Here is a 25,552-nt window from a genome sequence, read left to right as displayed (position 1 = left end):
TTTATTAAATTTATTTATTTTTCTATTTATACTAATAAAAAAATCTTAAAAACTTTTTATACATACTTTTCAAAGTGCATAAATTAATTTTATATTTATATAAAAAAGGTATTTTTTCATAATAACTATGAAAAAATACCTTTAAATAAACTTTAAAAAATAAATATAAATCTTTTATAATTTATTATTGTATTCCCTTAAATGCTAAGAATTCATCATAAGACATCTTCTTATCTAAAATACCATCTTTTGTTATTTCAACTATTCTATTTGCTATAGTTTCCATAAATTGATGGTCGTGAGTTGAGAATAAAACAACACTCTTAAAATCTTTTAATCCATTATTTACAGCTGTAATTGATTCAAGATCTAGATGGTTAGTTGGTTGATCTAAAACTAACACATTTCCATTAGAAAGCATCATCTTAGATAGCATACATCTAACCTTTTCTCCTCCTGATAAAACCTTAGCTGATTTTAAAGCCTCTTCTCCAGAGAATAACATTCTTCCTAAGAATCCTCTTAAATAGCTTTCTGTCTTATCTTCTGAGTATTCACGTAACCAATCTACAAGACTTTCATCACGATCATTAAAATACTGTGAGTTATCTTTTGGGAAGTATGAACCTGTTGCTGTTATTCCCCATTTAACTGTTCCTCTATCTGGCTCCATTTCTCCCATTATTATTTTAAAGAATGTAGTTATTGCTATTTCATCACCAACAAAAGCAATTTTATCATCTCTATTTACTCTTATTGAAAAGTCTTTTAATACTTCAACTCCATCAATAGTTTTACAAAGATCTTCTACTATTAAAACATCATTTCCTAATTCTCTTTCCATTGTAAATCCAACAAATGGATATCTTCTTGATGATGTCGGTATATCTTCTAAAGTTATTTTATCTAATAATTTCTTTCTTGAAGTTGCTTGCTTAGATTTTGAAGCATTAGCTGAGAATCTAGCTATAAAGTTTTGAAGTTCTTTTATCTTTTCTTCATTCTTTTTGTTTTGATCCTTTGCCATTTGCATTGCTAAGTTGCTAGCTTCATACCAGAAATCATAGTTTCCTACATATAATTTAATTTTTCCAAAGTCTACATCACAGATATTAGTACATACCATGTTTAAGAAATGTCTGTCATGGGATACAACTATAACTGTACCTTCAAAATCTCCTAAGAACTTTTCAAGCCACATTACTGATTTAATATCTAAGTGGTTAGTAGGCTCATCTAGTATAAGAACTCCTGGTTTACCAAAAAGCGCTTGAGCTAAAAGTACTTTAACTTTTTCCCCACCTTTTAATTCTTCCATCTTTTTATCGTGAAGATCTGTACCTATTCCTAATCCTTGTAAAAGAGTTGAAGCCTCTGCTTCTGCTTCCCATCCATTTAGGTCTGCAAATTCACCTTCAAGCTCAGAAGCTTTTATTCCATCTTCATCACTAAAATCTGGCTTTGCATATAAAGCTTCCTTTTCAATCATAATTTGATACAATCTTTCATTTCCCATTATAACTGTATCTATAACCTTATGCTCATCATATTGATAATGGTCCTGCTTTAATACAGACACTCTTGTATTTGGAGCAACTACAACCTCTCCTGTATTAGGCTCTATCTCTCCTGATAATATTTTAAGGAAAGTTGACTTTCCTGCACCATTTGCCCCTATTACTCCATAACAATTACCTGGAGTAAATTTTAAATTAACATCCTCAAATAATTTTCTTGCACCATATCTTAAGCTTACGTTATTTACTGTTATCATATACTTTATCTTCCTCCAATTTGTAAAACATACTTGTTATTATAACAAAGATTTCCCCTAATTAGAAAGGTTATTTTTGTAAAATCACGTAAACTTTTAATTTTTCAATTAAATTTAAATACATTTATATTAAAAGCTTTATTTTATTAAATCATTATAAATATTAGTTTTCTAAATTTTTTAAGTTTTTATGAACTTTCTCTATATAATCTTTTTCTTTTATTATGTTATTTTCAAAAGTCTTTACCGCTTTTTTAGTATAATTTCCTACTTTTTTTAAATTAACACTCTTTGAATTTTTCATAATTTCTTTTTCTCCTTGTGATAATATATTTATTATTTTTATCTTTATAAAAACTTTTATTCTAAAATAATTCTTTATATTATAGAAAAAATTTTTTAATAAATTTAAAATCAACTATTTATAAAAAATTAATTAATCTTAAACAATAATAATTACTTTTCTAATGTTATCTTACGAAAGTGTAAGATAACTGAAAGTTAATTCAATATGAATATTTTAATCTATAGCTTAAAATGAATTTATAGGTTGAAACAAAAATAAATCTTTAGGAGGATTAAATATGGAAAATATTTTAGAAGTTAAAAATATAGAAAAATATTATGGAAATAAGGATAATGTTACAAAAGCAATTGATGGAATTAGCTTTGACATTAAAAAAGGAGATTTTGTTGGAATAATGGGAGCATCAGGAAGTGGTAAAACAACACTTCTAAATTCTATTTCAACAATCGATTCAGTAACAACTGGAAATATACTATTAAAAGGAGAAGATATAACAAAGCTAAAAGGAAAAATACTGGAAAAATTTAGAAGAGATGAACTTGGTTTTATATTTCAAGATTATAACCTATTAGATACTCTAACTGTTTATGAAAATATAGCTTTAGCACTAACTATTCAAAAGAAAAATCCAAAGGAAATAGATAAACTAATAAAAGAAATATCAAAAAAACTTGAAATAAATAATATTTTAAATAAATATCCATATCAAATATCAGGAGGACAAAAGCAAAGAGTGGCTGCATCTAGAGCAATAGTAACAAATCCTTCATTAATCTTAGCTGATGAACCAACAGGAGCTTTAGATTCAAAATCAGCAAGGCAATTACTTGAAAGCTTTGAAAATATAAATAAAGAATTAAAAGCAACTATACTTATGGTAACCCATGATCCATTTACAGCTAGTTATTCTAATAGAATTTTGTTTATAAAGGATGGAAAAATATTTAATGAATTAATAAGAGGAACTGATTCTAGAAAAGAATTTTTTGATAAAATAATGGAAATTATAACTATTTTGGGAGGAGAAAATAAGGATGTATTTTAAATTAGCTATAAATAATGTAAAGAAAAGTTTTAAAGACTATACTATATATTTTTTGACTTTAACTTTTGCAGTATGCATATTTTATGCATTTAATTCAATAGGTTCTCAAAGAGCCATGTCCGCTATAAATAATACTAAATCAGATTCTATTAAACAAATATCAAATATAATGTCTATAATATCAGTATTTGTATCTATAGTTTTAGGTTGCCTTATAATATATGCAAATAACTTTTTAATAAAAAGAAGAAAAAAAGAACTTGGTTTGTATATATCCCTAGGAATGGCAAAAAGCAAAATATCTAAACTATTAGTAATTGAGGAATTTGTAATAGGATTATTTTCATTGGTTGTAGGATTAATTTTAGGATTAATTCTATCTCAAGGTTTATCAATAATTACAGCAAAGTTATTTGATTTAGAATTAAAAAATTATAAATTTACAGTTTCCACTGATGCCATTATAAAAACTATAATTTATTTTGCAATAATATACCTTTTAGTTATGATATTTAACTCTATGGTAATTTCAAAATATAAACTTATAGATCTTTTAAATGCACATAGAAAAAATGAGTCTATAAAGGTTAAAAATCCAATTATAGCAGGATTTATTTTTATAACTTCTTTAGTTATGCTAGGATTTGCATATTACTTAGTTAATAAATCAGGGTTAAACTTTAAAAAATTGTCATTTCAATTATCAATAATATTAGGAGTTTTAGGAACTGCTGCATTTTTCTATGGACTAACAACATTTTTAATAATGATTATTGAAAAAAATAAAAATATATATTTAAAAAATCTTCGTATATTTACTTTAAGACAGATGAATAACAAAATAAATACAAATTTCTTTTCTATGACAATAATTTGTTTAATGTTATTTATAACAATAAGTTTACTATCTGTAGGTATAAGTTTTAAAAGACAAAATATAGATAATAATTTACCTTTTGATATATCCTTTTTTATGTATAATGACACTAATGAATCTTTACAGGAAACTTTAAATAATAATGGATTTAAAATTCAACCTGGCGATAAATATGCTTATATATCAGAATATAATTTAAATGAAACAGTTAAATCAGTACTGGGAAAGTATTTAAAAGGAAAATTATCAGAGAACTTTATAGAGAGTGGGGAATCAAAAATAAATGCAATAAGTATTTCAGATTACAATAAAATTAGGGAACTTAATAATGAAAAACCATTAAAACTTAATAATAACTCTGTATTAATTCAATCAAATCTTCCCTTTGCTAAAGAAAATGTTAATAATTTTATAGAAAATAATAATACAATAAAAATAGATGGGAAAGATTGTAAAATAGCAGACAAAAAAATTATAACTAGCTCTAATATAACATCTAGCATTCAAAATAATTTATTTACATTAATAGTTCCTAATAATGTTATAGAAGATAAAAAAATAAATACATATTATTTAGATATTAATTATAGTAAAGATAACAAAGATACTTCTGAAAAATACTATACAGAATTCTTTAAATCCATTAAAAAAGCAGAAAATTTTAAAGATAAATTTATATTATGTGAAAGCAAAAATTCTATTAAAGAAGAAATGCTACTAATTACAACAATAATTTTATATATTGGATTATATATAGGAGTTATCTTTTTAATTTCAAGTGCTGCAATATTAGGACTTCAGCAATTATCAGAGGCTAGTGATAGTTCAGATAGATATGTTTCCCTTAGAAGAATTGGGGCAACAGAAAGCATGATAAATAAATCAATATTTACTCAAACACTATTATATTTTTCCCTTCCTTTAATATTAGCTGTAATACATTCAATTGTTGCAATATATCAAGCTAACGATTTTATTTCAGTCTTTGGTAATTCTAATATAATTCAAGCTTCTATTATGACTATGGGAGTAATAATCGTAATATATGGTGCTTACTTTGTTGCAACATACTTAAGTTATAAAAATATAATAAAGAAATTTTAAATAAAAATATTATATAATTTAAAATATAATAAAGATTAAAATCTATTAAGAGGTTGCACCTTTAAAGGCATCTAAAAATATATAATTCAGTAATAATATTTTAATTGAATATAAAATATATTTTCTCTCTTAATAAAATATAAAAGAACGTCATAGGAATTTATTTAAAAATAATTCCTATGACGTTCTTTTAATATAACTATTTTAACTTTAAAGGAATTCCACAAGATACCAAATATACTTCATCACTTAATGAAGCTATTACTTGATTAACCATTCCAATTATATTTCTAAATACCCTATTGACTTTAAATTCTGGTGCTAAGCTGCACCCAACTTCATTAGTTACCATAACTAAAAACTTATTTTCTTCTTTGCAAGATTTTATTAAATTTATAACTTCATCTTCTATATCCTTTTTTATTTTTTCTACTTCATCTAAAGGAATAAAGTCATAATCTTTACTTTCTTTAAACATATAATTAGTTATAAGAGAGCTTACACAATCTAAAAGAACTGCTTCTTCTTTTCTGTCCTTGATTATTTCTCCTAGATTTTCAAAACCTTCGTAAGTTTTATATCTTTTATCTCTTCTTTTTTTATGACTTTCTACTTTCCTTTCTGTTTCTTCATCTTTTACAATTGTAGTAGCTATATAAAATATATTTTTTTCATTCTTTAATAAATTTTCACTAAATGAACTTTTACCACTACCACTTCCACCAGTTACTAAAATAATTTTTCCTTTCTGCCTCATTAAATAACCTCTCCTTACTCTTAGATATTAATTATCTGTCTAAGATTCAGAATATTTTATATATAATATAATTCTATCATATATTAAATAAGGCTGTCGATATACTTATTGATAGTTTATTCCTTCTATACAAGGTATTGGAATAGGAAATATATTTTTTAATAAAGTCTTTAATTCTCCATCACATTTATTTATTATTTCAGTATTATCCCCAAATATTAAATGATTTAATTGTTCATTATCCTCTAATACTAAAACATCATTTTTGTATTTTACAGCATATCCTTTTTCTTCTTCCTCAATTGTAAATTTATCTATCTGTTCTTTTTTCATATATTGCATAAAATAAGGTGTTAAATTACTTATTAAATTCTTAAAATCTATAGTCTTTATAGATTGATGTTGTGTCCTTTTATCTAAGTTAATATTTTTTAACTTTAAAATATCTAAAATACTATCTCTATATGATATATTAAATTCTATTTTATTAAGTTTAAACTTTTCCATTATATTCCCTAAAGAATTTACTATATCTTCCCTATCACCAACAAATTCCCTAATTATAATCTTTCCTTCTTTCCTTATAATTTGTAAATACAAGTATCCTTTTAAAATACCATCTTTTTCTATAAAAACAAACTCAAATTCATTATTTCCCCAAGGTACTAATGATCCCTTTAATAAATCCTTAAATTCATCTTTAGTTCTGTAATGTCTTAAAGATTCTTTATTATATAGTTTTATAGCCTCACATAAAAGTTCTTCTTTAAAATCAATAATTTTATATTTAATGTTAGATTTTAAATTTTCTAATTCTCCATGATAAATACTACCTACTTTATCTGCTCCATACTCTTTATAAATAGGTAATATACCAGAAATTATTTGTACCGGTATATTTTCTTCGAGACATTTTATTTCACTTAATATTAATAGTTTTGATGCTATTCCTCTTTTTCTGTAATTTTCATCAGTACATACTGATCCTATAGATGCCACTGGTAAGTTTATTCCTTCTATTAAAATATTAGATTTATACATACTAATAGATCCAACAACTTTTCCATTATCTATAGCTATAAACATATTAGATAAATTATTTTCTCCAAGTAATAATGGGAATTCTTTATCCATTGTTTCTTTTAAATTTCTACTACCTCTAAAGGTTCTATTTATTAACTTAATTGCTTTTTCTCTATCTTCTTTATTACAACAACTTCTAAATTCCATAAAGATCTCTCCCTTATTAAAATTATTAAATAAACTTTTTATATCTACACTATTTCTATTTTAACCATTATTTTAGTTTTAGTATATACTTTGAAATGTTATTATTTTAATTTAATAAAATAGTTTAATTTCATTAAATGAACTTATTTTTAAATCTTCTATTTTATTTACCAAATTAAAGGTTTTTACTATAATAAAAATAAAAGATTCTATTTAAAACTTGAAAGGAGTACAAAATGAAAATAGATTTTATAAAATGTCATGGATCAGGTAATGATTTTATTTTAATTGATGAAATACAAAATAATTTTAACTTTTCAGAAGAGGATAGAAAAAATTTATCAATAACTTTATGTAATAGAGAAAAAGCCATTGGAGCTGATGGTATATTATTTGTTCTAAATAGTAAAGATTGTGATGGAAAAATGAGAATTTTTAATTCCGATGGTTCTGAAGCTGAAATGTGCGGAAATGGACTTCGCTGTGTAGGAAGATATATTATGGATTTTTTAAAAAAAGATCATATATGTGTTGAAACTCTTAAGGCCAAATATAATGTGAAAAAAGTTCCTTCTCTTTTTCCAGGTATTTATACTGTTGAGATAGAAATAAACACAGTAAATTTTAAAGCTTCTTCTCTTCCTATGATTGCGGACACTTTAGAATTTATAAATAAACCTATCTATAAATTCTCAAAGAATTTAAAATTTACAGCTTTAAGTATCACTAATCCTCATATAGTAACCTTTGTTGATAACTTTAATTTAGAGAACATTATATCTATAGGCCAATTAGCTAATAATTCTAAAGAATTATTTCCTAAAGGGGTTAATGTTAATTTTGTAAAAGTTTTAGATGATTTAAATATATATGTTAAAACTTTTGAAAGAGGCGTAGGTATAACAAAATCTTGTGGAACCGGTATGACAGCTTCTACTTCCACTTATTGTTTAAATAATCCTAATTTATATAACAAGCTTATAAATATATATAATGATGGTGGAATGATAAAAATCTCAGTATCAAAAGATAATAAAAAATATTCTATTAGATTTATAGGAAATGCTTCTCATGTTTATAAAAGTTCTATAAATTATCCAAGTGATAACTACAAAGATTTTAATAAATCTTATTTTAAAGATGAGATAGATTCTTATAATAACTTTTTAGATAATTGTAAGAATTTTACTAAAATAAATTAATAAAAAGGTAGTAGATAATTTGTTTTATCTACTGCCTTCCTTATAATAAAATTATATTTTTTTAGCAAACCTATCTAATACCATTGCTATTATATTATTAGCAACTGCATAAATTTTATATTGATCTTTTACTTTTATTAAATTACTACTTCTTTCATAGAAATTTCCTCTTATCCTATATATAATAAGTAAAATAGTTAAAAGTTTATTCTTTTCTGTTGGATTTTTTTCTAAAAGAGTATCTAAAATAAAAGTTTTCACATCAAATTTTCTTTCACCATTTGAAAAACCCTCATTTAAATTAGTTGTCATCTTTTCAAAAAGTTCATTTTCTTTTCCATCTACTATATAACGATTTTTAAAATAAACATAATAAGCATCTATTACACTAGATTCTCTATTTTTAGGAGGTAAATCTAATTTGTGAAGTACAAAGTCTGCAATATTTTGAGCATTAGATACACCTTCACATGCCTTTGCTTCAAACATTTCCCACATAAATGTAAATGTTTTAAGTTCTTCCATATCCTCTTTTGTTAATGTTAAATTAGGTTGTAAAAATTTATTTATCCATCTTAATTCATCAAAAGAAATATATTCCATACTATTTCCTCCTTATTTTATTGATTTATTTTAGGATTATTATATCATTTATAATATATTTTTTCCAATAAAATCCTTATTAACAATAACTTAATATTTATAAATAAAAGTCAAATTCATTAAAAAACCATATTAATTATAAAAAAATAGACTAAAGATTTTAATATATTCTCTTTAATCTATTCTAATATTTATATTTATGTTACTTATTTAAAAACTGAGAATTATATAATTCTGCATAAATGCCATTATCATTTAATAATTTTTCATGGCTTCCTATTTCCTCTATACCTTTATCTGTTAAAACAACTATTTCATCTGCATTCTTTATTGTTGATAATCTATGTGCTACTACTATTGTTGTTCTTCCTTTACATAATTTATCTAAGGATTCTTGTATCATATATTCTGTAGTGTTATCAAGAGCAGAAGTTGCTTCATCCAAAATTAAAATTGGTGGATTCTTTAAGAATACTCTTGCAATAGATATTCTTTGCTTTTGTCCTCCGGAAAGCTTAACTCCTCTTTCCCCTATATAAGTATTGTATCCATCTTCAAGTTTCATAATGAAATCATGTATATTGGCCATTTTAGCAGCTCTAATCATTTCATATTCAGTGGAGTTTTCATTACCATATAAAATATTATCTTTTATTGTTCCTGTAAATAAAAAAACTTCTTGTTGTACAATTCCAATATTTTTTCTAAGAGATTCTAAGGTAAGATCATAAATACTATTACCATCTACTAAAATATCACCTTTAGATATTTCATAAAATCTAGGTATTAAATTGCAAAAAGTAGTTTTTCCTCCTCCAGATGGTCCAACTAAAGCTAAAATCTTCCCTGACTCTATTTTAAGAGTAAGATTATTTAAAATATTTTTATTTTCATACTTAAAGGAAACATTTTTAAACTCTATTTCTCCTTTAACGTTTTCTATATCTTTTGCATGATCTTTATCTTTTTCTGGTTCTATAGAAAGTATATCTATAAATCTTTTAAATCCTGTCATACCATTTTGATATTGCTCTGTAAAATTAATAAGCCTTCTTATAGGTTGTGTAAATAATTTTATATATAATAAATAAGCCATAAAGTCTCCTATATTTATCTTTCCTGTAAAAGTAAATATACCACCTACAATCATTGATACATAATCTAAAAGATCAGTACAAAAACCCATACCTGAAAAATATTGAGCCATTACTTTATATGCAGATTCTCTTGCATTTTTAAAGTTTTTATTTCCTATTTCAAACTTTCTAATTTCATGAATATTATTTACAAAAGCCTTTGAAACTTTAATACCTGATATACTATTTTGAAGGTTAGCATTTATATCTGCTGTTTTTAATCTAGTTTCCATAAATGCTTTACCCATTTTTCTTCTCTTGTTCATAGTAAATAAAATCATAAAAGGGATAAAAGCAAATATTATTATAGTTAAAGGAATATTTATTGTACAAAGTATTATAAATGAACCTAAAATCATAACAATAGATATAAACAAATCTTCTGGCCCATGATGAGCTAATTCAGAAATATCCATTAAGTCATTGACAATTCTAGACATAATATCTCCTGTTTTATTATTATCAAAGTAATTGCAAGGTAATTTTTGAAGATGTTTAAATAAATCTCTTCTCATATCTCCTTGCATTCTAACTCCCACAACATGGCCCCAATATTGCATAAAATAAGCACAACACATTTTAATTATATAAATCAAAAGTAATATAACTGCAAATATTACTATCATCCTAAAATCCCTATCAGGTATGCTTTCATTTATTAAATCTCTTGTCATCATAGGATAAACCAAATCACAAGCTGCAGCTATAAAAGCTACTAGAATATCTAAAAAAAACAGTTTTTTGTAAGGTTTATAATAACTAATAAATTTTTTTATCAAACTCTCTCTCCTCCCTATAAAACTTAACAATTCTATAATATTAATTTTATCATATTAACGTGAAAATAATATCTATTAAAAGAAAATTATTAAATATAACAATTTTATCTATGAAATATTTAGAATTTCTAAATAAATATTAAATATAAGATTTATATATTATTAGACATATTTTAATAATTATCCTAAAATATTCGTTACTTCCTATATATCGGTAACTAAATATATTATATTTTAATTCTTTCTTATAATATACGATAAAAATAAAAGCTTTAAGGTATATTACCTTAAAACCTTTATTTCTTTTAATTTATTAATTTAGCAATTAAAAACTTAGTTTTTATTTCCATTTCTGTAAACATTCTTTCATGTTCTGTAACTACATTATCTTTAAATCCACTTTCATGTAAATCATAAGTTATATATGTAATTGCAAATCCACTTTGTGTAAAATATTCTTGAGATTCTAAAAATAGTTCATCATCGTCAGTTTTAAACCATATTTCTCCATCTGCTTTTAAAAACTTTTTATATCTCTCTAAAAATTGATTATGAGTTAATCTTCTTTTTTTATGCTTTTTCTTTGGCCAAGGATTACAAAAATTAATATATATCTGAGATATTTCATTCTTTCCAAATACCTCTTCAATAAAAGCAATTTCTAATGCTGTTAACTTTACATTTTCAACCTTATCTTTTCCTGCTTTTTTAAATTCTTCTTCTATATTTCTTTTTGCAAGAACTAAAACCTCATCTTTAATATCTATAGCTATATAATTTCTTTCAGGATGATTTACTCCATGTTTACAAACAAAGTTTCCCTTTCCACACCCTAACTCTAAATGAATAGGATTATCATTGTTAAAAAGATTACTCCACTTTTCTTTATACTCTCTCGGATCTATTATAAAAAAGTCGGAACTTTCAAGTTCTGGTCTTGCCCAAGGTTTCTTTCTTAATCTCATATTATTCACTCCATCTAATAAAAATTATTTAATCTTATTTTTAAATCCATATAAATAAATACTTATTATATATTTAAATTATAAAAAACAAAAGATATTTTATCATATTAAGCTAACCATTTAAATGAACTTTATAAATTTATAATAATTTTTTAAATTTTTTATTCTAAATTTCTATTTATGTCATGAAATCCATCTTTAAACCATTGTAAAATAGGTCTTCTAAGGGGTTCCTTAAGCCCTTTATCTCCATTAAAAGTTATAGATTTATATCTACCTACCTTTGATGCTATTCCATCAACTACTAATTTTCCTATATAAGCTGGTGGTAAATTAGGTTTTACTATTTCTTCTTTTGATTTACATTTTTCTGAATCACTAAATACAATAAAACTTCTACAAGCTAAAGGTCTTATTGAATATAAAGAGCATTCTCCCTCTTCATTTAAAAATATGCAAGATATATTTTTGTGTAAATAATCTAAGATCATTTTATCTTTAGACTCTTTATCTACTTCATTAGGATTAGATATAGTTGGTAATACCTTCAAGTTTTCTCTTATCTTATTTTGTAAAACATCAAGTTCCTCTTTAGTTTTATTTTTAACTAAATACCTTCTTATAATTTCTGCCTCTATTGCTGTACACTCTAAATACAAAGAACAGCATTTTCCACATCCCTTTTTACAAGGAGAATATTTTTCATATTCACTAATTCCTTCATCTACTTTTTCATATACTTTTTTTAAAAGTTCTTCTCCTTTTGATATAGATATAAACTCATCATCCTTTAATGAAAATATATTATTTATACCTATATTTGCTATATCATCATATATCCTATGGACTTTACTTTTATTAAATATTATATTATCTCCCTTATAATTTTGTCCTAAATTATAAAACTCATCTTTAATACAACATTTATTATATATTTCTCCACTATTGCAGGGACATAACTCATTAGGATTTATTTTTACTTTTGTTTCTTTAATCACTAAAATTCCTCCTAAAAAACAATAATGTTTTAATTATATCATAATCTTTTAATTTTTTGAAAATATTATGAACCTATAAAAAACTAAAGGTGAATTATTTTTAAACAATCCACCTTTAGCTTTTTATAAATTCATTTATTTTAATTTATATTTATTGTCCTAATTTTAATTTTTCTCTTAATCCATCTACTATTACAGCAATAGCATTATCTCCTGAAACATTACAAGCTGTTCCAAAACTATCTTGAGTTATATATAAGGCTATCATAAGTGCAAGTTGAGCATCATTAAATCCTAAATTAGCTTTAAGTACGCCTAAAGCGGCCATAACAGCACCACCAGGAACTCCAGGGGCTGCTACCATTGTAACACCAAGCATTGCAATAAATCCAAACATTTGGCCTGCACTTGGTATTGTATTATGTATAAGCATAACTGCTAAAGCACAGCATGTTAAAGTAATTGTACTACCAGATAAGTGTATTGTTGCACAAAGTGGAACTACAAATTCTCTTATACCTTTTGCAACTCCATTTTTTTCTGCACATTGTAAGTTTACTGGAATAGTAGCTGCTGAAGATTGTGTTCCTAAGGCTGTTAAATATCCTGGAACTTGATTTTTAACCATCATTGTAAAGCTTTTCTTTCCAGTTATACTTGCAATTCCAAATTGTATAGCTAATATAGTAAAATGTAAAGCTAATATTACTAAGAATACTTTCCAAAATACTGATAAAATTTGTTGAACTTCTCCTGCAAAAGTCATATTTGCAAATATACCTAAAACGTAAAGTGGTAAAAGAGGTATTATTATACTTTTAATAGTTTTTTCAACTATTTTTTGAAATTCTACTGACATATTATAAAGAGTTTCACCTTTTACCGCTGCTATTCCAAGACCTAGTAAAAAAGCTAAAAGTAAAGCAGTCATAACAGGAATTGCCGGTGGCATTTCCACTGTAAAATAAGGTGGTAATAATTTTTCTTCTGGATTACCAGCTGCAATATTAGCAGTAGCTGAAATAAAACTTGGAAAAATTTTAGATCCTACAAAATAAGCAATTGTTCCAGCAATAAGTGTAGAAACATATGCTATAGCTGTTGTTATCCCTAACATCTTTCCAGCACCTTTTCCAAGGTCTGCAATCCCTGCTATAACAAATCCTAAAATTATTAATGGGATTACAAAGTTTAAAAAGTTACCAAATAAACCATTAAAGGTTGCAAATACCTGCACTACATAAGAAGGTAAAAATGAACCTATTAGGATACCTAGTATAATTGCAATTATAAGTTTAGGTATAAGCCCCAGTTTTCTCATAAAAATTCCCCCTATATATTAATATTTATTTAATATTATATCACATTTATTCTTAATTTTTTCTAATTTTTCAGATTATTTTAAAAAAATACAATATTGTGATAATTAATTAGTATTATTACATATTATTTAATGATTACAAATAATAAATGTAAATTTTACAATTATCCTTAAACATAATTTTTTTTGTATTTTTGCATATACTAAATTTATTCAATATGTGAAAGGGGTTTTTTAATTGAATAAAATTATGTCCTTTATCGATGAAAATGGAAAAAGAATAGAGTATGAGATTTTAGAAGAACTTATAGTAAATAAAGCTGGTTATATGATAATGCGTCCTAAGGATAATAAGAATGATATTAGCATCTATAAATTAATAATAAAAAAATCCGGTGAAGAATTAGATCTTGTTGAAGATTCTAAAGTTATAGATTTAGTTAAATCTAACTCTAAAGTTCTTTCTGCCTAAAATTATTTTTAATTTTACTTAGTATTTCAAATAATTTAAATTAAAAAATATCTATAAAAATTAAGCTATATTATTTTATTTAAATAATATAGCTTAATTTCTTAAAAATGTTTCCCTTATTTAATTCTAATTAAAAATTTACTATTCACAAACCTTTCCTGGATTTAAAATATTTTTAGGATCAAAAACATTTTTTATTCCTCTCATTATTTCTAAAGTCTCTCTTGAAAGAGATTCTTTTAAATATGGTACTTTAGCATATCCTATACCATGTTCTCCAGAAACTTGTCCTTTTAATTCCTTTGCTTTATTATACATATATTCCATAGTTTCATTTAATTTTTCTTTCCACTTATCTTCTTTTAAGTCATCTCTTAATATATATACATGAAGATTTCCGTCACCAGCATGTCCAAATGTTTTAATTCTTATATTAAGTTTCTTTTCAAGTTCATAGGTGAATTTTACGAATTCAGCTACTTTATTTCTAGGTACAACAACATCAACTTCATCCATTTCTGTTGTAGATGCCTTTATAGCCTCTAAAAATGCTCCTCTAGCCTTCCAAATTGATTCTTGTCTTTCTTCTGTGTCTGAAATTAATACATCTAACGCACCAGCATCTAAGCATATTTTAGCTACATTATCATAATTTTTTTCTATTTCTTCTTTACTATTTCCATCAAAGGTTAATAATAAATATGCATCAGATTGACTATCTGGAAATTTCTTTCCTAAGTATTCTTCTGAAGCAACAATTGCTGCTCTTTGCATAAATTCTATAGCTGTTGGTATTGATTTTGATTTTATTATTTTAGGAACAGTTTCTATAGCTCTATCTAAATCTGGAAATGGTATTAAAAGACTTATAGCTTTTTTAGGTAATGGTAATAGCTTTAAAATAGCTTTAGTTATAATAGCTAAAGTTCCTTCTGAACCTATAATTAAATCCTTTAATGAATATCCAGAACTATTTTTAACTACCTTTCCTCCAAAATTTACTATTTCCCCATTAGGTAAAACTACCTCAAGGCCTCTTACATAGTCTCTTGTAACTCCGTATTTAACTGCTCTCATACCACCTGCATTTGTACTTATATTTCCACCTATAGTGGCAGTTTTTTCACCTGGATCTGGAGGATAAAATAAATCATTTTCCTCTACAAACTTTGAAAGTTCCATTAAAAGAACTCCAGGCTCTACAGTTAAAGTTAAATTTTCCTCATCTAGTTCTAATATTTTATTCATTCCACTTAAATCTATTACTATTCCACCATAAAGAGCCACTGCAGCCCCTACAAGTCCTGTTCCTGCTCCTCTTGCAGTAACAGGTATATTATTTTCATAAGCATATTTCATTATTTTTGAAACTTCTTCTGTTGTCAAAACCTTTGCTACAATATCTGGTACTTTTTTTATTCCACCTAGTTCATCATGGCTATATTCTTCATTAATATTTTCTCCAACTAAAACTCTTTCAGAATCATTTATAATTGATTTTATAAATTCTATATCCTTTACTTCAACTGCTTTATAATCCATGGTTTATGCCTCCTTTAAAACCTTTATCTTTTCAATTAACTTCGGAACAATTTCATATATATCTCCAACTACTCCGTAATTGGCTACCTTAAATATAGGAGCCTTTTCATCTTTATTAATTGCAAAGATATAATCTGAATTATCCATTCCTGCTGTAAATTGAACTGCTCCAGATACTCCACAAGTAATTATAAGTTTAGGTCTTACTGTTCTACCACTTAATCCTACTTGTTTTTTAGCATCAGCCCAGCCAGCTTCTATAAGAGGTCTAGTTACTGCAACTTCTCCTTCTAAAAGATCTGCAAGTTCTTTAACCATTGCCATATCCTTTTCGCTCTTAATACCTCTTCCTGCAACAACTATTACATCTGCATCAGCTATTCCCTTTTCATTTTCCTTAGGGACAACCTCTAAAACATTCATATTAGAATTTAATTTATCATCATCTATTTCACATAAATTAATTTTTCCACTAGTTTCTTCAGTTCTTTCAGGAGCTGACATAACTTTATACCTTACAGTAGCCATTTGAGGTCTTGAATTTGGTGTTATTATTTGAGCCATTATATTTCCCCCAAAGGCTGGTCTTATTTGTACTAAATCTGTATTTTCTTTAATATCTAGTATAGTACAATCTGCTGTTAATCCTGTTCTAAATCTTGCTGCTACTCTTGGAGCTAAAGATCTTCCAACAGTTGTTGCACCAACCAATAGTACTGATGGTTTAATCTTATTTATAAAGTCTTCAAAAACTGCTGTATATGGCTCTATCTTAAAGTTTTCTAATTGCTTTTTATCATATACAAAAACATCATCTACACCATAATGAAGAAGTTCTTCTGCCTTATCTTTTATTTTATATCCCATAAAAAGACAATAAACTTTTTGGTTAACTTTATTAGCTAGCTCTCTTGCCTTTCCTATAAGTTCATATGTAACTGGATGTATTTCTCCTTCTACATGATCAACATAAACTGTTATTCCATTCCAAAGGCTTTTATCTATTTTTTTAACCTCTTCCTCTACATATTCAACAGCTCCCTTAGGTCCTTTTTTAACACATAACCTACACATTTTACAAGAAGCATTTATTTCAAGTTTTCCACCTACATTTTCCATTGCTCCAAAGGGACAAATCTTTATAATCTCTTCTATATTACCTATTTTATCTTGATTTATAACAAGTTTAGCCATACTCTCAACTCCCTAAATAAATTTTAATTCCTTTAATCTTGAAGCTATTTTATCACCTAATTCTTCACCATTTCCTTCCCACATCTCTCTATCATTATTAACTTTAGGTGGGAATATTCTCTCTACCTGTGTTGGTGAACCATTTAAACCATATTTTTTTTCATTTTTATCTTCAAAATCTTGAAGACTTATAACATCTATTTTCCTATCTTTTGTTTCCATCTTTTTTCTATATGAAGGAAGTCTTGGTTGAAAAATATCCTTTTCTACTGTTAATAAGCAAGGAAATTTTACATCTGCTATTTCAACAGTATTAGGCATGTCCATTTCCACTACTATAGAATCATCTTTAACTTCAACAATTCTTCTAACATTAGCAACATGAGGAATATTTAAATACTCTGCCATTTCTGGTCCAACTTGTGCAGTATCTCCATCTGTTGTTTGCTTTCCACAAAAGATCACATCAAAGTCACCCATTTTCCTAATACCTTGAGATAGTGTATAACTTGTAGCTAAAACGTCTGCTCCTGCAAACTTTCTATCTGATATAAATATCCTGCATCTGCTCCCATAGTATAAGCTTCCTTTATAACTTCCTTAGCTTGAGGAGGTCCCATACTAATAACCTTTATTTCTCCACCTTTATCTTCTCTGATCTTTAATGCAGTTTCTAAGGCATATAAATCATAGGGATTCATCTTTGTGTCAATCCCATCTCTTTTTAAAACTCCTGTAACAGGATCTACTTCAACCTTAGAAGTACCTGGAACCTGTTTAATGCATACAAAAATATTCATAAAAAACTCCACACCTTTCAATTTAAAATCCAAATATAGGTCCTAAAAAATAACTTATTAAACCTAATATAATTACATATACTAAACAAAATTTTAATGTTGAATTTAATATCTTTCCTTCTTTTCCAGTAAGACCTGTTGCAGCTGTTGCAACAGCTATACTTTGAGGAGATATCATCTTTCCTGCAGTAGCACCACATCCATTTGCTGCAGCTAGCCAGTAAGGATTTAATCCTAAAGATTTAGCTGCTTCAACTTGAAGACTTCCAAATAAAACGTTTGCAGAAGTGTCGCTACCAGTTACAAAAGTTCCTAATGCACCTATTAGTGGAGCAATTATAGGATAAAATTTTCCTGTTGTAGCCACTAAAACTAAAGCTATTGATTTAATCATTCCACTGTAGCCCATAACCTTTGCTAAAGCTACTATAGATATTATAGTTATTGCAGATTTACCCATTTGCTTAAAAGTATTTAAAAGAACTATTGTTATTTCTTTTAAATTTGATCCTTGAATAATTCCACCTAAATATGTAGCTATTATTATTAAGGTTCCTGGAGTTGCAAGCCATAAAAAAGTATAAGGTTTTGCCCCTGTACCTTTATATATGTTTACTGATGTTTTTACTAAAGATAACTTTTCATTTATAAAAGGAAATAATGATGAGGTAAAAAATATAAATAAAAATACAAAGATAAATGGTATCCATGCTAAAGTCTTCTCCTTTAAAGTTAAAATACTATGCTCTTTATTTGATGAATCTTTATAAAAAACTTTAGCAACTATTATTGTAGAAAACATTGAAATTATTGAACCTAATATTGCTGGAAGCTCTGCACCTATATATTTGGCCACTAAAATTTGTGGTACTGCAAAAGCTATTCCAGAAACTAAAGTAATTCCAAGTACCCCTTTTATTGCCTTTATAGATCTACCTGTTATCATAACTAGTACAATTGGAACTAGAACTATTAATAAAAATAATTGAAGCGTTATGGCATAGGATAATTGATTTACATTTATGTTGGCTACTTGTGCAAGAGTTATTACTGGAAGTCCTATCGCTCCAAAAACAGTTGGAGTTGTATTTGCAATCAAACAAATTATTGCTGCAAATAAAGGATTAAATCCAAGACCAGCCATTATACTTGCAGGTATTGCTACAGCTGTACCAAAACCAGCAATAGCCTCTAAAAACCCTCCAAATCCCCAAGCTAGAATTAAAACTAAAATTCTTTTATCATTGGTTATTCCAGTCATCATTTGTTTAATAATTTCCATGCTTCCTGTATGTAAAGATAAATTATAAGTAAATACTGCTGCAATTATTACTATCATTATAGGCCATAGTGCAAGTGCAACACCTTCTAATGCTGCAGTAATACTATTAAGGAAACTCATCTTCCATACAATTATTGACAATAATACTGTAATAATTAAAGCTATAGGACAAGCTTTATGACCGGGAATTTTAAAAACCCCTAATGATATTATTAACCATAGGATTGGTATTAATGCTAAAACAAAAAGCCATACTGTATTCAATTCCTTAGCCTCCTTATTAAATTTTCAAATATCCCATATCACCTTAAAAGTGGTATGACCAATTTCTTGATTTCATTTTACTCCCTTTTTTGTTAAATTTCTAGGATTGTTATTTTTATAACGTTCATAAAATTTAATATTATTTTATAAATTCTCTCTATTTCTTAACTTCATTAAATTAAAGTGAAAATGTTTACATTTAGTTAATAATTAAAAAAATACTTTGTTATTTTTTAAACAAAGTATTTTTTATAATTTATTCTTTTTTTGTTCTCAATAAAATATTCTCATTTATTATTGTACAATGTTTTTCCATGGCTTTGTAAACATTCATTTTATTTCTTTCTCTAATAGCTAATGCTATTTCACTATGTACTTTTAAAAGTCTTTCTTTATTTTCTTCCTTACTTAAAATTTCTTTTCTTATTCCCTTTATGAAATTATCTATAAGTTCTGATATAACATTAAGTATATTTAAAAACATTTTATTTTTCGAAGCTTTAGCAATAGTATAGTGAAATTCTTTGTCTAAAATTACATTTCTATCCTCATTTTCTGTAACAGACATTTCTTTAATTAGATGCTCTAACTTTAAAATATCTTCTTCATCTGCCCTTTCTGCTGCTAAAACAGCTGCCTCTAATTCTAAGCCTCTTCTTAGCTCACTAATCTCCTCAGCATTAATTTGTTGAAGCATAAACATCATAGATAAAGGTTCTATTAAAACATCTTCAAAGGATTCTTTTATATAATTTCCAGCACCTTGTTTACTTTCAATAAAACCAATAACTTCAAGAGCTCTCATAGCCTCTCTTACAGATGCTCTACTTACTGATAATTTTTCAGCTAACTCCCTTTTTGGAGGAAGCTTTTGTCCCTTTTTTAACTCTCCACTTACTATTTTATTTTTAATTTCTTCTACTACGCCCTTATAAACCTTATTATTAGCCTTTTCTTTCTTTACCATAAAATATATCTCCAAAATTAATTTTTCTATTATTTAATAATAATTAATGGTTTAGAGTTTGTAAACTGTTCTTTATTAATATATTAAAAAACTTATTAAAATTTATTTAATAAATATAATTAAAATTTTTAGTATATGATTAATATTTAAAAATTCCTTGTTTTAAAATTAGCTTTTTATAATAAAAACTATATACTATTATTTTTATACTTTTTCTTTCACTTTGATATTGTTCACTTTTATACTATAATTAACTCATATAATGTAATAATATTCGGAGGATTTATATGTTAAGAACAATAGCTTGGTATACTAATTTTGCTTTAAGTTTAATATTATATACCCCTAAAATGTACAAAGTAAAAAAAGATTTAAAAAAGGGAAACATAAAGGATGAATATGAATATATAGATAATATAACATCAAAATGGGCATTCTCTCAATTAAAGTTAAGTGGTGCTAGAGTAAAAATCTTTGGTGAAGAAAATATTCCAAAGGATATTCCTGTAGTTTTTATAAGTAATCATCAAGGTAACTTTGATATAGCTTTATTTATGTCATTAATAAAAAAGCCTAAAGGTTACATTGCCAAAGCAGAAATGGAAAAAGTTCCTCTTCTAAGAACTTGGATGAGATATATGCACTGTGTATTTATGGATAGAAGTAACCTAAGAAAATCTGCTCAATCTATTATAGAAGGAGTTAAAATACTTAAAAACGGACAATCTCTAGTTATATTTCCAGAAGGTACAAGAAGTAAAGGAGATAAATTAGGAGAATTTAAAGCTGGAAGTTTTAAACTTGCAACAAAAGCTAAGGTTCCTATTATTCCTGTAACTATAAATGGATCTTATAAAATTTTAGAGGCTCATAAAGGTAAAATAGTTCCATCTGATGTGGAAATTTATATTCATCCTATGATAGAAACAAAAAATTTAACCCGTGAAGAACAAGAATTATTACCTGAAAAAGTTAGAAGTATAATAGCAAGTAAACTTCCTAATCAGGGCATTTAAAAAGAATTTTTCAAATAAAAAATACTCCCTTTAAAGTAATTATAAAACTGATGTTTTATTCGCTTTAAATGGAGTATTTTTATTATTAATTAAAATTTAAAAATAATTTATAATATTTAAAAATATATTAATCATTGTTTTATTTAAGCTTCTAATTCAACCTCTTTATTATTTTTATCCAGTTTGAATTTAGTTTTTATGCTATCAACCATTAAGGCTATTGCATTATCTCCTGAAACATTACAAGCAGTTCCAAAACTATCTTGTGTTATATATAAAGCAATCATTAAAGATAATTGAGCTTCTGTAAATCCTAAATTACTTTGAAGCACTCCTAAGGCAGCCATAACAGCTCCTCCTGGCACTCCTGGTGCTGCAACCATTGTTATTCCAAGCATTGCTATAAATCCAACCATCTGTGGCAAAGTAGGAGTTACGTTATTTAGAAGCATTACAGCAACAGCACAGCAAGTTAATGTAATTGTACTTCCTGAAAGATGAATAGTTGCTCCTAAAGGTACTACAAACTCTCTTACACTTTTTGAAACTCCATTTTTTTCAGCACATTGTAAGTTAACTGGAATAGTAGCTGCTGAAGATTGTGTACCTACCGCTGTTAAGTATCCTGGAATTTGATTTTTTATTAAAGTAAAAACATTCTTTTTAGTAGCTATACCACCAATTAAAAATTGAATAAATATAATTGCAAAATGTAAAGCTATTATAACTAAAAATACCTTCCAAAATACTGATAATATTCTACTTACTTCTCCTGCATGAGTCATATTTGCAAATATGCCCATTATATGAATTGGTAATAATGGAATGATTATATTTTTTATAACTTTTTCTACTATTTCTTGAAATTCAAAAGCTATATTATAAAGAGTTTTCCCTTTTATAGATGCAATTCCAAGACCTAATAAAAATGCTAAAATTAACGCGGTCATAACAGGCATAACCGGTGGCATCTCTACCACAAAAAATGGTGCTAATAACTTATCTTCTGGATTTACCGCATTTATTACGTTTGTTCCCCCCACAAATAAAGGAAATAGCTTTGAAGATACTAAATAAGCTAAAGTACCTGCTACAATAGTTGATACATAAGCTATTATTGTAGTTATTCCAAGCATTTTACCTGCTCCAATACCTAAGTCAGCAATACCAGCTACAACAAATCCTATAATTATTAAAGGTATTATAAATCCTAAAAGATTGCCAAAAATTGAATTAAAAGTAGCTAATCCTCTGACAATATTAGAAGGTAAATATGATCCTATAATGATACCTAATATTATTGCAATAATCAGTTTTGGTATGAGTCCTAACTTTTTCATAAAAATTCCCCCTTAATATTTATAAATCCCCAAATCTCACTTGTTAATTTAAGTATATTGGTATTATATATAGGAATATTCCTGTTTTCAATTATTTTTTAGTTATATTATAAGAACTAAAGCTTGTATGAGAAAATCTTAAAAAGACACCTTTATTTTAATTTCTAAATGATGAATAAATTATAATTCCGATATAAGGAAAAAATTTTTAACGCTATATATACATATAAAACACATATGTTCTTCATAGAAATACATTCTCTTTTATAAAAATATTTATTTTATATTATATTTTAAAAAGAATTCCTCATAATAGTTAGTTATATATTTTAAAGTTCTAATAGCTAAAGATGGATTATTTCCTATTGTAGTTTCTCCTGTTAATAAAAAACCTGTTGCATTATTATTAATTAAATTAAAAATACCTTCTACTTCATTTAAGTTAGGATTATCTTTATTTTTCATAGAATCTAAAATATGAGTTGCTACTATGCAATCTTTTTTAGTATTTTTCATTAAGGATAAAATTCTCTTTTGTAAAATAGGCACCAAATAAATATTACTTTCTGGTACCAAATCTCCTCTTCCTATTACTATTCCATTGCATTCCTCTACTATATCTTTAATATTTTTTGCTGCTTCATAGGTTTCTACTTTTCCCCAAATAACAATATCTTTTTTATCAAAACCTTCTATGGAATTTAAATATTTCTTTACTCTTTTTATATCTTCTTTGTAGCAAGGATAAGAGTATAATAATATATCAAATTTATTATTAATAATAAATTTAATATCTTCTTTATCTTTATCATTTAATCCCATATTTTTTCTATTAATCTTTGGAATATTACACCCTTTTTCCTTTCTTATTACTCCACCTCTTTTAACCACTGTTTTTATAATATTTTCTTTTCTATTTTGTATTTTAAATTCCATAGTACCATCTTTCATATAAATTTTATGTATATCATCTAAAACTACAGTTTTTAAATTAATATTTAATGGGACTACATTACTTTCTAATAGTATTTTATTTAATTCATCATATGAACTTTCATCACAAAAGTATACCTCATCTCCCTTATTAACCCTTAAAGTACCATTAAATTTTCTTGAAACTCTTATTTTGTTTCCTTGAATATCTCCTATAATCTTTACATGAGGATAACTTTTCCTTATAAAAGATAATGAACTTAAAATTTCTTTATAGCTTAAATGTGAAAAATTAAATCGTATACTATTGGCTCCGTTTTCTATAATATCCTTTATACTTTTATTATCTAATATTTTCGGTCCTATTGATGCTATTAAATACATTTGAACTCCTAATTTTAATTTTTTATTATTTATATTTAATAAAACATAAACTTATAACTAATTTATAGCAAAAAAAATAACTCATAGATTAAATTCTATGAATTATTTAGGGAATATTATTAAAAGACTAAAATATGGATACTAATTTATTAACTAATAAATTAATTAACTTCTCTAAGTTTCTTGGTGAATATGTTTTAGAAATATTTATTATTATTGTAGGAGACTTAATATTTTTTATTAAATACAATTTTTTTTCATTATTTATTTTTAGCATTTTCCAATCTATATTTTCAATTTGATTTTTTAGAATATTTTCAAAATATACTTCCTTATCACTATCTCCCCTTAATATTTCTAAAGAATTACTGTCCTCTAAATTTTCTCTTATTGAAATGTATACATCAATTTTGGTTTGGTTAGCTAAAAGAACTTTTTTTTGAAGATTATCGCCATGAAGGTTCCCTCTTATTTTAGAAAAATCTATAATAAATATATTACTATCTTCTAATTTTCTTAAAAAAGAAAGATTTATTTCTTCATTTATTATGTCAATTCCATATTTCATTTAGCTACCTCCTATAAATATTCGTTTACCCCTATTATTAATATATTATATTCACTAAATCTAAAAATGTTCTATTTTTAGTTCTATATAATATACATTAATATGTAATATTATTATTAGGAGGATATTATGATTTTCTCAAATAAATATAAAATCTTATTTATAATATTTTTTTCTATAACTGTTTTAACTGGATGTAATAATCCAAAATACATAAATTTAAAGAAAAAACCATCTTTATATTATCACTCTGAAAAGCTTTATAATTTAAGTAAAACCCATGATTATACATTAAATATTCTTAATAATAACTACTATAGTGAATTAATAATAGATAATGATGATAAAAATATACTGGAAAACTTTTTAAATTCATTAACTACTAGTTCATTTATTGAAAAACCAAAGGATTTACCTTCAAAACCTATGTATAAATTATTTGTCAATTGTAATAATGAAAAATTTATAATAAACGTTTATAAAAATTCCATTGTGTCTTTATACCCTTGGGACTCATCATATAAAGAAGATTATATATCTATGGATAAAATACCTGAAAGATATAATTTATTAGGTTATTGCAAATATATATTTAATGATAAATAGTATATAATGGCAACTATAAAATTAAGTAATATGATAAAAACTATGAAATTTTAAACTTAATTTCATAGTTTTTTATTAAATATTAT

General features: G+C 25.5%; 22 protein-coding genes and 1 pseudogene. 6 read left to right on the top strand and 17 right to left on the bottom strand.

Annotated elements, in window-relative coordinates; genetic code table 11:
* Nucleotides 1-184 precede the first annotated feature (184 nt).
* Together BUA70_RS03545 and BUA70_RS13125 are read right to left on the bottom strand one after the other, a co-directional pair.
* Nucleotides 185-1,774: an ABC-F family ATP-binding cassette domain-containing protein gene (locus tag BUA70_RS03545; RefSeq protein ID WP_072893212.1), complete on the bottom strand. Its 1,590-nt coding sequence runs from the start codon at nucleotides 1,772-1,774 to the stop codon at nucleotides 185-187.
* Nucleotides 1,775-1,937: 163 nt separating this feature from the next.
* Complete coding sequence (locus BUA70_RS13125; RefSeq protein ID WP_172607474.1) at nucleotides 1,938-2,078, bottom strand: hypothetical protein; 141 nt, start codon at nucleotides 2,076-2,078, stop codon at nucleotides 1,938-1,940.
* Between the two features lie 280 nt (nucleotides 2,079-2,358).
* Between BUA70_RS13125 and BUA70_RS03540 the strand changes: the two genes are divergently transcribed.
* The gene (locus tag BUA70_RS03540; RefSeq protein WP_072893210.1) at nucleotides 2,359-3,126 is read left to right on the top strand and encodes an ABC transporter ATP-binding protein; all 768 of its coding nucleotides are present in this window, start codon (nucleotides 2,359-2,361) and stop codon (nucleotides 3,124-3,126) included.
* Nucleotides 3,116-5,107: an ABC transporter permease gene (locus BUA70_RS03535; protein WP_072893208.1), complete on the top strand. Its 1,992-nt coding sequence runs from the start codon at nucleotides 3,116-3,118 to the stop codon at nucleotides 5,105-5,107. The genes BUA70_RS03540 and BUA70_RS03535 overlap by 11 nt, the downstream gene beginning before the upstream one ends.
* 199 nt (nucleotides 5,108-5,306) lie before the next feature.
* Here the strand turns inward: BUA70_RS03535 and cobU are convergent, their stop codons facing one another.
* Both cobU and BUA70_RS03525 read right to left on the bottom strand, forming a co-directional pair.
* Complete coding sequence (cobU, locus tag BUA70_RS03530) at nucleotides 5,307-5,864, bottom strand: bifunctional adenosylcobinamide kinase/adenosylcobinamide-phosphate guanylyltransferase (RefSeq protein ID WP_072893206.1); 558 nt, start codon at nucleotides 5,862-5,864, stop codon at nucleotides 5,307-5,309.
* 105 nt (nucleotides 5,865-5,969) lie between these two features.
* A complete protein-coding gene (locus BUA70_RS03525; RefSeq protein WP_072893203.1) occupies nucleotides 5,970-7,094 on the bottom strand; it encodes a GNAT family N-acetyltransferase in 1,125 nt (374 codons plus the stop codon).
* A 236-nt stretch (nucleotides 7,095-7,330) separates the two neighbouring features.
* Here BUA70_RS03525 and dapF point away from each other — a divergent pair, with 236 nt between their 5' ends.
* The gene (dapF, locus tag BUA70_RS03520; RefSeq protein WP_072893199.1) at nucleotides 7,331-8,296 is read left to right on the top strand and encodes a diaminopimelate epimerase; all 966 of its coding nucleotides are present in this window, start codon (nucleotides 7,331-7,333) and stop codon (nucleotides 8,294-8,296) included.
* Nucleotides 8,297-8,347: 51 nt separating this feature from the next.
* On the opposite strand, the gene BUA70_RS03515 is transcribed toward dapF, so the two are convergent.
* From BUA70_RS03515 to BUA70_RS03495, 5 genes are all read right to left on the bottom strand, one after another.
* Nucleotides 8,348-8,899, bottom strand: coding sequence for a hypothetical protein (locus tag BUA70_RS03515; protein WP_072893196.1), 552 nt, complete (start codon nucleotides 8,897-8,899; stop codon nucleotides 8,348-8,350).
* 202 nt (nucleotides 8,900-9,101) lie between these two features.
* A complete protein-coding gene (locus tag BUA70_RS03510) occupies nucleotides 9,102-10,814 on the bottom strand; it encodes an ABC transporter ATP-binding protein (RefSeq protein WP_072893193.1) in 1,713 nt (570 codons plus the stop codon).
* Between the two features lie 305 nt (nucleotides 10,815-11,119).
* Nucleotides 11,120-11,779, bottom strand: coding sequence for a tRNA (guanosine(46)-N7)-methyltransferase TrmB (gene trmB / locus BUA70_RS03505; RefSeq protein ID WP_072893190.1), 660 nt, complete (start codon nucleotides 11,777-11,779; stop codon nucleotides 11,120-11,122).
* A 161-nt stretch (nucleotides 11,780-11,940) separates the two neighbouring features.
* Nucleotides 11,941-12,777 carry a YkgJ family cysteine cluster protein gene (locus tag BUA70_RS03500; RefSeq protein ID WP_072893187.1) on the bottom strand — a complete coding sequence of 279 codons (837 nt, stop codon included), beginning with the start codon at nucleotides 12,775-12,777 and terminating at the stop codon, nucleotides 11,941-11,943.
* Between the two features lie 151 nt (nucleotides 12,778-12,928).
* Nucleotides 12,929-14,098: a dicarboxylate/amino acid:cation symporter gene (locus BUA70_RS03495; protein WP_072893184.1), complete on the bottom strand. Its 1,170-nt coding sequence runs from the start codon at nucleotides 14,096-14,098 to the stop codon at nucleotides 12,929-12,931.
* A gap of 238 nt (nucleotides 14,099-14,336) precedes the next feature.
* Between BUA70_RS03495 and BUA70_RS03490 the strand changes: the two genes are divergently transcribed.
* Nucleotides 14,337-14,570 (top strand): DUF1292 domain-containing protein, encoded by a 234-nt coding sequence (locus tag BUA70_RS03490; RefSeq protein WP_083573441.1) that lies wholly within the window; start codon nucleotides 14,337-14,339, stop codon nucleotides 14,568-14,570.
* 141 nt (nucleotides 14,571-14,711) lie between these two features.
* Here the strand turns inward: BUA70_RS03490 and BUA70_RS03485 are convergent, their stop codons facing one another.
* The 5 genes and pseudogenes from BUA70_RS03485 to BUA70_RS03465 all read right to left on the bottom strand — a co-directional run bounded on the left by BUA70_RS03485 (nucleotide 14,712) and on the right by BUA70_RS03465 (nucleotide 20,619).
* Nucleotides 14,712-16,112 carry an FAD-binding oxidoreductase gene (locus BUA70_RS03485; RefSeq protein ID WP_072893182.1) on the bottom strand — a complete coding sequence of 467 codons (1,401 nt, stop codon included), beginning with the start codon at nucleotides 16,110-16,112 and terminating at the stop codon, nucleotides 14,712-14,714.
* Between the two features lie 3 nt (nucleotides 16,113-16,115).
* A complete protein-coding gene (locus tag BUA70_RS03480) occupies nucleotides 16,116-17,306 on the bottom strand; it encodes an electron transfer flavoprotein subunit alpha (protein ID WP_072893179.1) in 1,191 nt (396 codons plus the stop codon).
* Nucleotides 17,307-17,318: 12 nt separating this feature from the next.
* Nucleotides 17,319-18,106, bottom strand: a pseudogene (locus BUA70_RS03475) (electron transfer flavoprotein subunit beta/FixA family protein).
* A gap of 22 nt (nucleotides 18,107-18,128) precedes the next feature.
* Nucleotides 18,129-19,652: an L-lactate permease gene (locus tag BUA70_RS03470; protein WP_072893162.1), complete on the bottom strand. Its 1,524-nt coding sequence runs from the start codon at nucleotides 19,650-19,652 to the stop codon at nucleotides 18,129-18,131.
* A 256-nt stretch (nucleotides 19,653-19,908) separates the two neighbouring features.
* Entirely contained in the window at nucleotides 19,909-20,619 is a 711-nt protein-coding gene (locus BUA70_RS03465; protein WP_072893160.1) for a FadR/GntR family transcriptional regulator, read from the bottom strand.
* A 287-nt stretch (nucleotides 20,620-20,906) separates the two neighbouring features.
* Here BUA70_RS03465 and BUA70_RS03460 point away from each other — a divergent pair, with 287 nt between their 5' ends.
* The gene (locus BUA70_RS03460; RefSeq protein WP_072893156.1) at nucleotides 20,907-21,635 is read left to right on the top strand and encodes a lysophospholipid acyltransferase family protein; all 729 of its coding nucleotides are present in this window, start codon (nucleotides 20,907-20,909) and stop codon (nucleotides 21,633-21,635) included.
* A gap of 143 nt (nucleotides 21,636-21,778) precedes the next feature.
* Here BUA70_RS03460 and BUA70_RS03455 read toward each other — a convergent pair whose 3' ends face one another.
* The 3 genes from BUA70_RS03455 to BUA70_RS03445 form a co-directional block, all read right to left on the bottom strand.
* Complete coding sequence (locus tag BUA70_RS03455) at nucleotides 21,779-22,975, bottom strand: dicarboxylate/amino acid:cation symporter (RefSeq protein ID WP_072893153.1); 1,197 nt, start codon at nucleotides 22,973-22,975, stop codon at nucleotides 21,779-21,781.
* Between the two features lie 276 nt (nucleotides 22,976-23,251).
* Nucleotides 23,252-24,292: a pyruvate kinase gene (locus BUA70_RS03450; RefSeq protein WP_072893151.1), complete on the bottom strand. Its 1,041-nt coding sequence runs from the start codon at nucleotides 24,290-24,292 to the stop codon at nucleotides 23,252-23,254.
* 127 nt (nucleotides 24,293-24,419) lie between these two features.
* Nucleotides 24,420-24,860, bottom strand: coding sequence for a hypothetical protein (locus BUA70_RS03445; protein ID WP_072893148.1), 441 nt, complete (start codon nucleotides 24,858-24,860; stop codon nucleotides 24,420-24,422).
* Between the two features lie 129 nt (nucleotides 24,861-24,989).
* Between BUA70_RS03445 and BUA70_RS03440 the strand changes: the two genes are divergently transcribed.
* Nucleotides 24,990-25,466 (top strand): DUF4883 family protein, encoded by a 477-nt coding sequence (locus BUA70_RS03440; protein WP_072893146.1) that lies wholly within the window; start codon nucleotides 24,990-24,992, stop codon nucleotides 25,464-25,466.
* Nucleotides 25,467-25,552: the final 86 nt, after the last annotated feature.

The organism is Clostridium fallax (assembly GCF_900129365.1).
In the GTDB taxonomy this organism is placed as follows: Bacteria; Bacillota; Clostridia; order Clostridiales; family Clostridiaceae; genus Clostridium_AH; species Clostridium_AH fallax.
Note: the sequence above shows the minus strand (reverse complement) of the source record. Positions and strands in the feature narration are given on the sequence as shown.

Bases quoted from the DNA above. Each gene is read 5' to 3' on its own strand.
- BUA70_RS03465 (WP_072893160.1), bottom strand. From the start codon at position 20,619: ATGGTAAAGAAAGAAAAGGCTAATAATAAGGTTTATAAGGGCGTAGTA.
- cobU (WP_072893206.1), bottom strand. From the start codon at position 5,864: ATGAGGCAGAAAGGAAAAATTATTTTAGTAACTGGTGGAAGTGGTAGT.
- BUA70_RS03445 (WP_072893148.1), bottom strand. From the start codon at position 24,860: ATGAAATATGGAATTGACATAATAAATGAAGAAATAAATCTTTCTTTT.
- trmB (WP_072893190.1), bottom strand. From the start codon at position 11,779: ATGAGATTAAGAAAGAAACCTTGGGCAAGACCAGAACTTGAAAGTTCC.
- BUA70_RS03455 (WP_072893153.1), bottom strand. From the start codon at position 22,975: ATGAAAAAGTTAGGACTCATACCAAAACTGATTATTGCAATAATATTA.
- BUA70_RS03460 (WP_072893156.1), top strand. From the start codon at position 20,907: ATGTTAAGAACAATAGCTTGGTATACTAATTTTGCTTTAAGTTTAATA.
- BUA70_RS03540 (WP_072893210.1), top strand. From the start codon at position 2,359: ATGGAAAATATTTTAGAAGTTAAAAATATAGAAAAATATTATGGAAAT.
- BUA70_RS03440 (WP_072893146.1), top strand. From the start codon at position 24,990: ATGATTTTCTCAAATAAATATAAAATCTTATTTATAATATTTTTTTCT.
- BUA70_RS03515 (WP_072893196.1), bottom strand. From the start codon at position 8,899: ATGGAATATATTTCTTTTGATGAATTAAGATGGATAAATAAATTTTTA.
- BUA70_RS03485 (WP_072893182.1), bottom strand. From the start codon at position 16,112: ATGGATTATAAAGCAGTTGAAGTAAAGGATATAGAATTTATAAAATCA.
- BUA70_RS13125 (WP_172607474.1), bottom strand. From the start codon at position 2,078: ATGAAAAATTCAAAGAGTGTTAATTTAAAAAAAGTAGGAAATTATACT.
- BUA70_RS03525 (WP_072893203.1), bottom strand. From the start codon at position 7,094: ATGGAATTTAGAAGTTGTTGTAATAAAGAAGATAGAGAAAAAGCAATT.
- dapF (WP_072893199.1), top strand. From the start codon at position 7,331: ATGAAAATAGATTTTATAAAATGTCATGGATCAGGTAATGATTTTATT.
- BUA70_RS03535 (WP_072893208.1), top strand. From the start codon at position 3,116: ATGTATTTTAAATTAGCTATAAATAATGTAAAGAAAAGTTTTAAAGAC.
- BUA70_RS03545 (WP_072893212.1), bottom strand. From the start codon at position 1,774: ATGATAACAGTAAATAACGTAAGCTTAAGATATGGTGCAAGAAAATTA.
- BUA70_RS03480 (WP_072893179.1), bottom strand. From the start codon at position 17,306: ATGGCTAAACTTGTTATAAATCAAGATAAAATAGGTAATATAGAAGAG.
- BUA70_RS03450 (WP_072893151.1), bottom strand. From the start codon at position 24,292: ATGTATTTAATAGCATCAATAGGACCGAAAATATTAGATAATAAAAGT.
- BUA70_RS03495 (WP_072893184.1), bottom strand. From the start codon at position 14,098: ATGAGAAAACTGGGGCTTATACCTAAACTTATAATTGCAATTATACTA.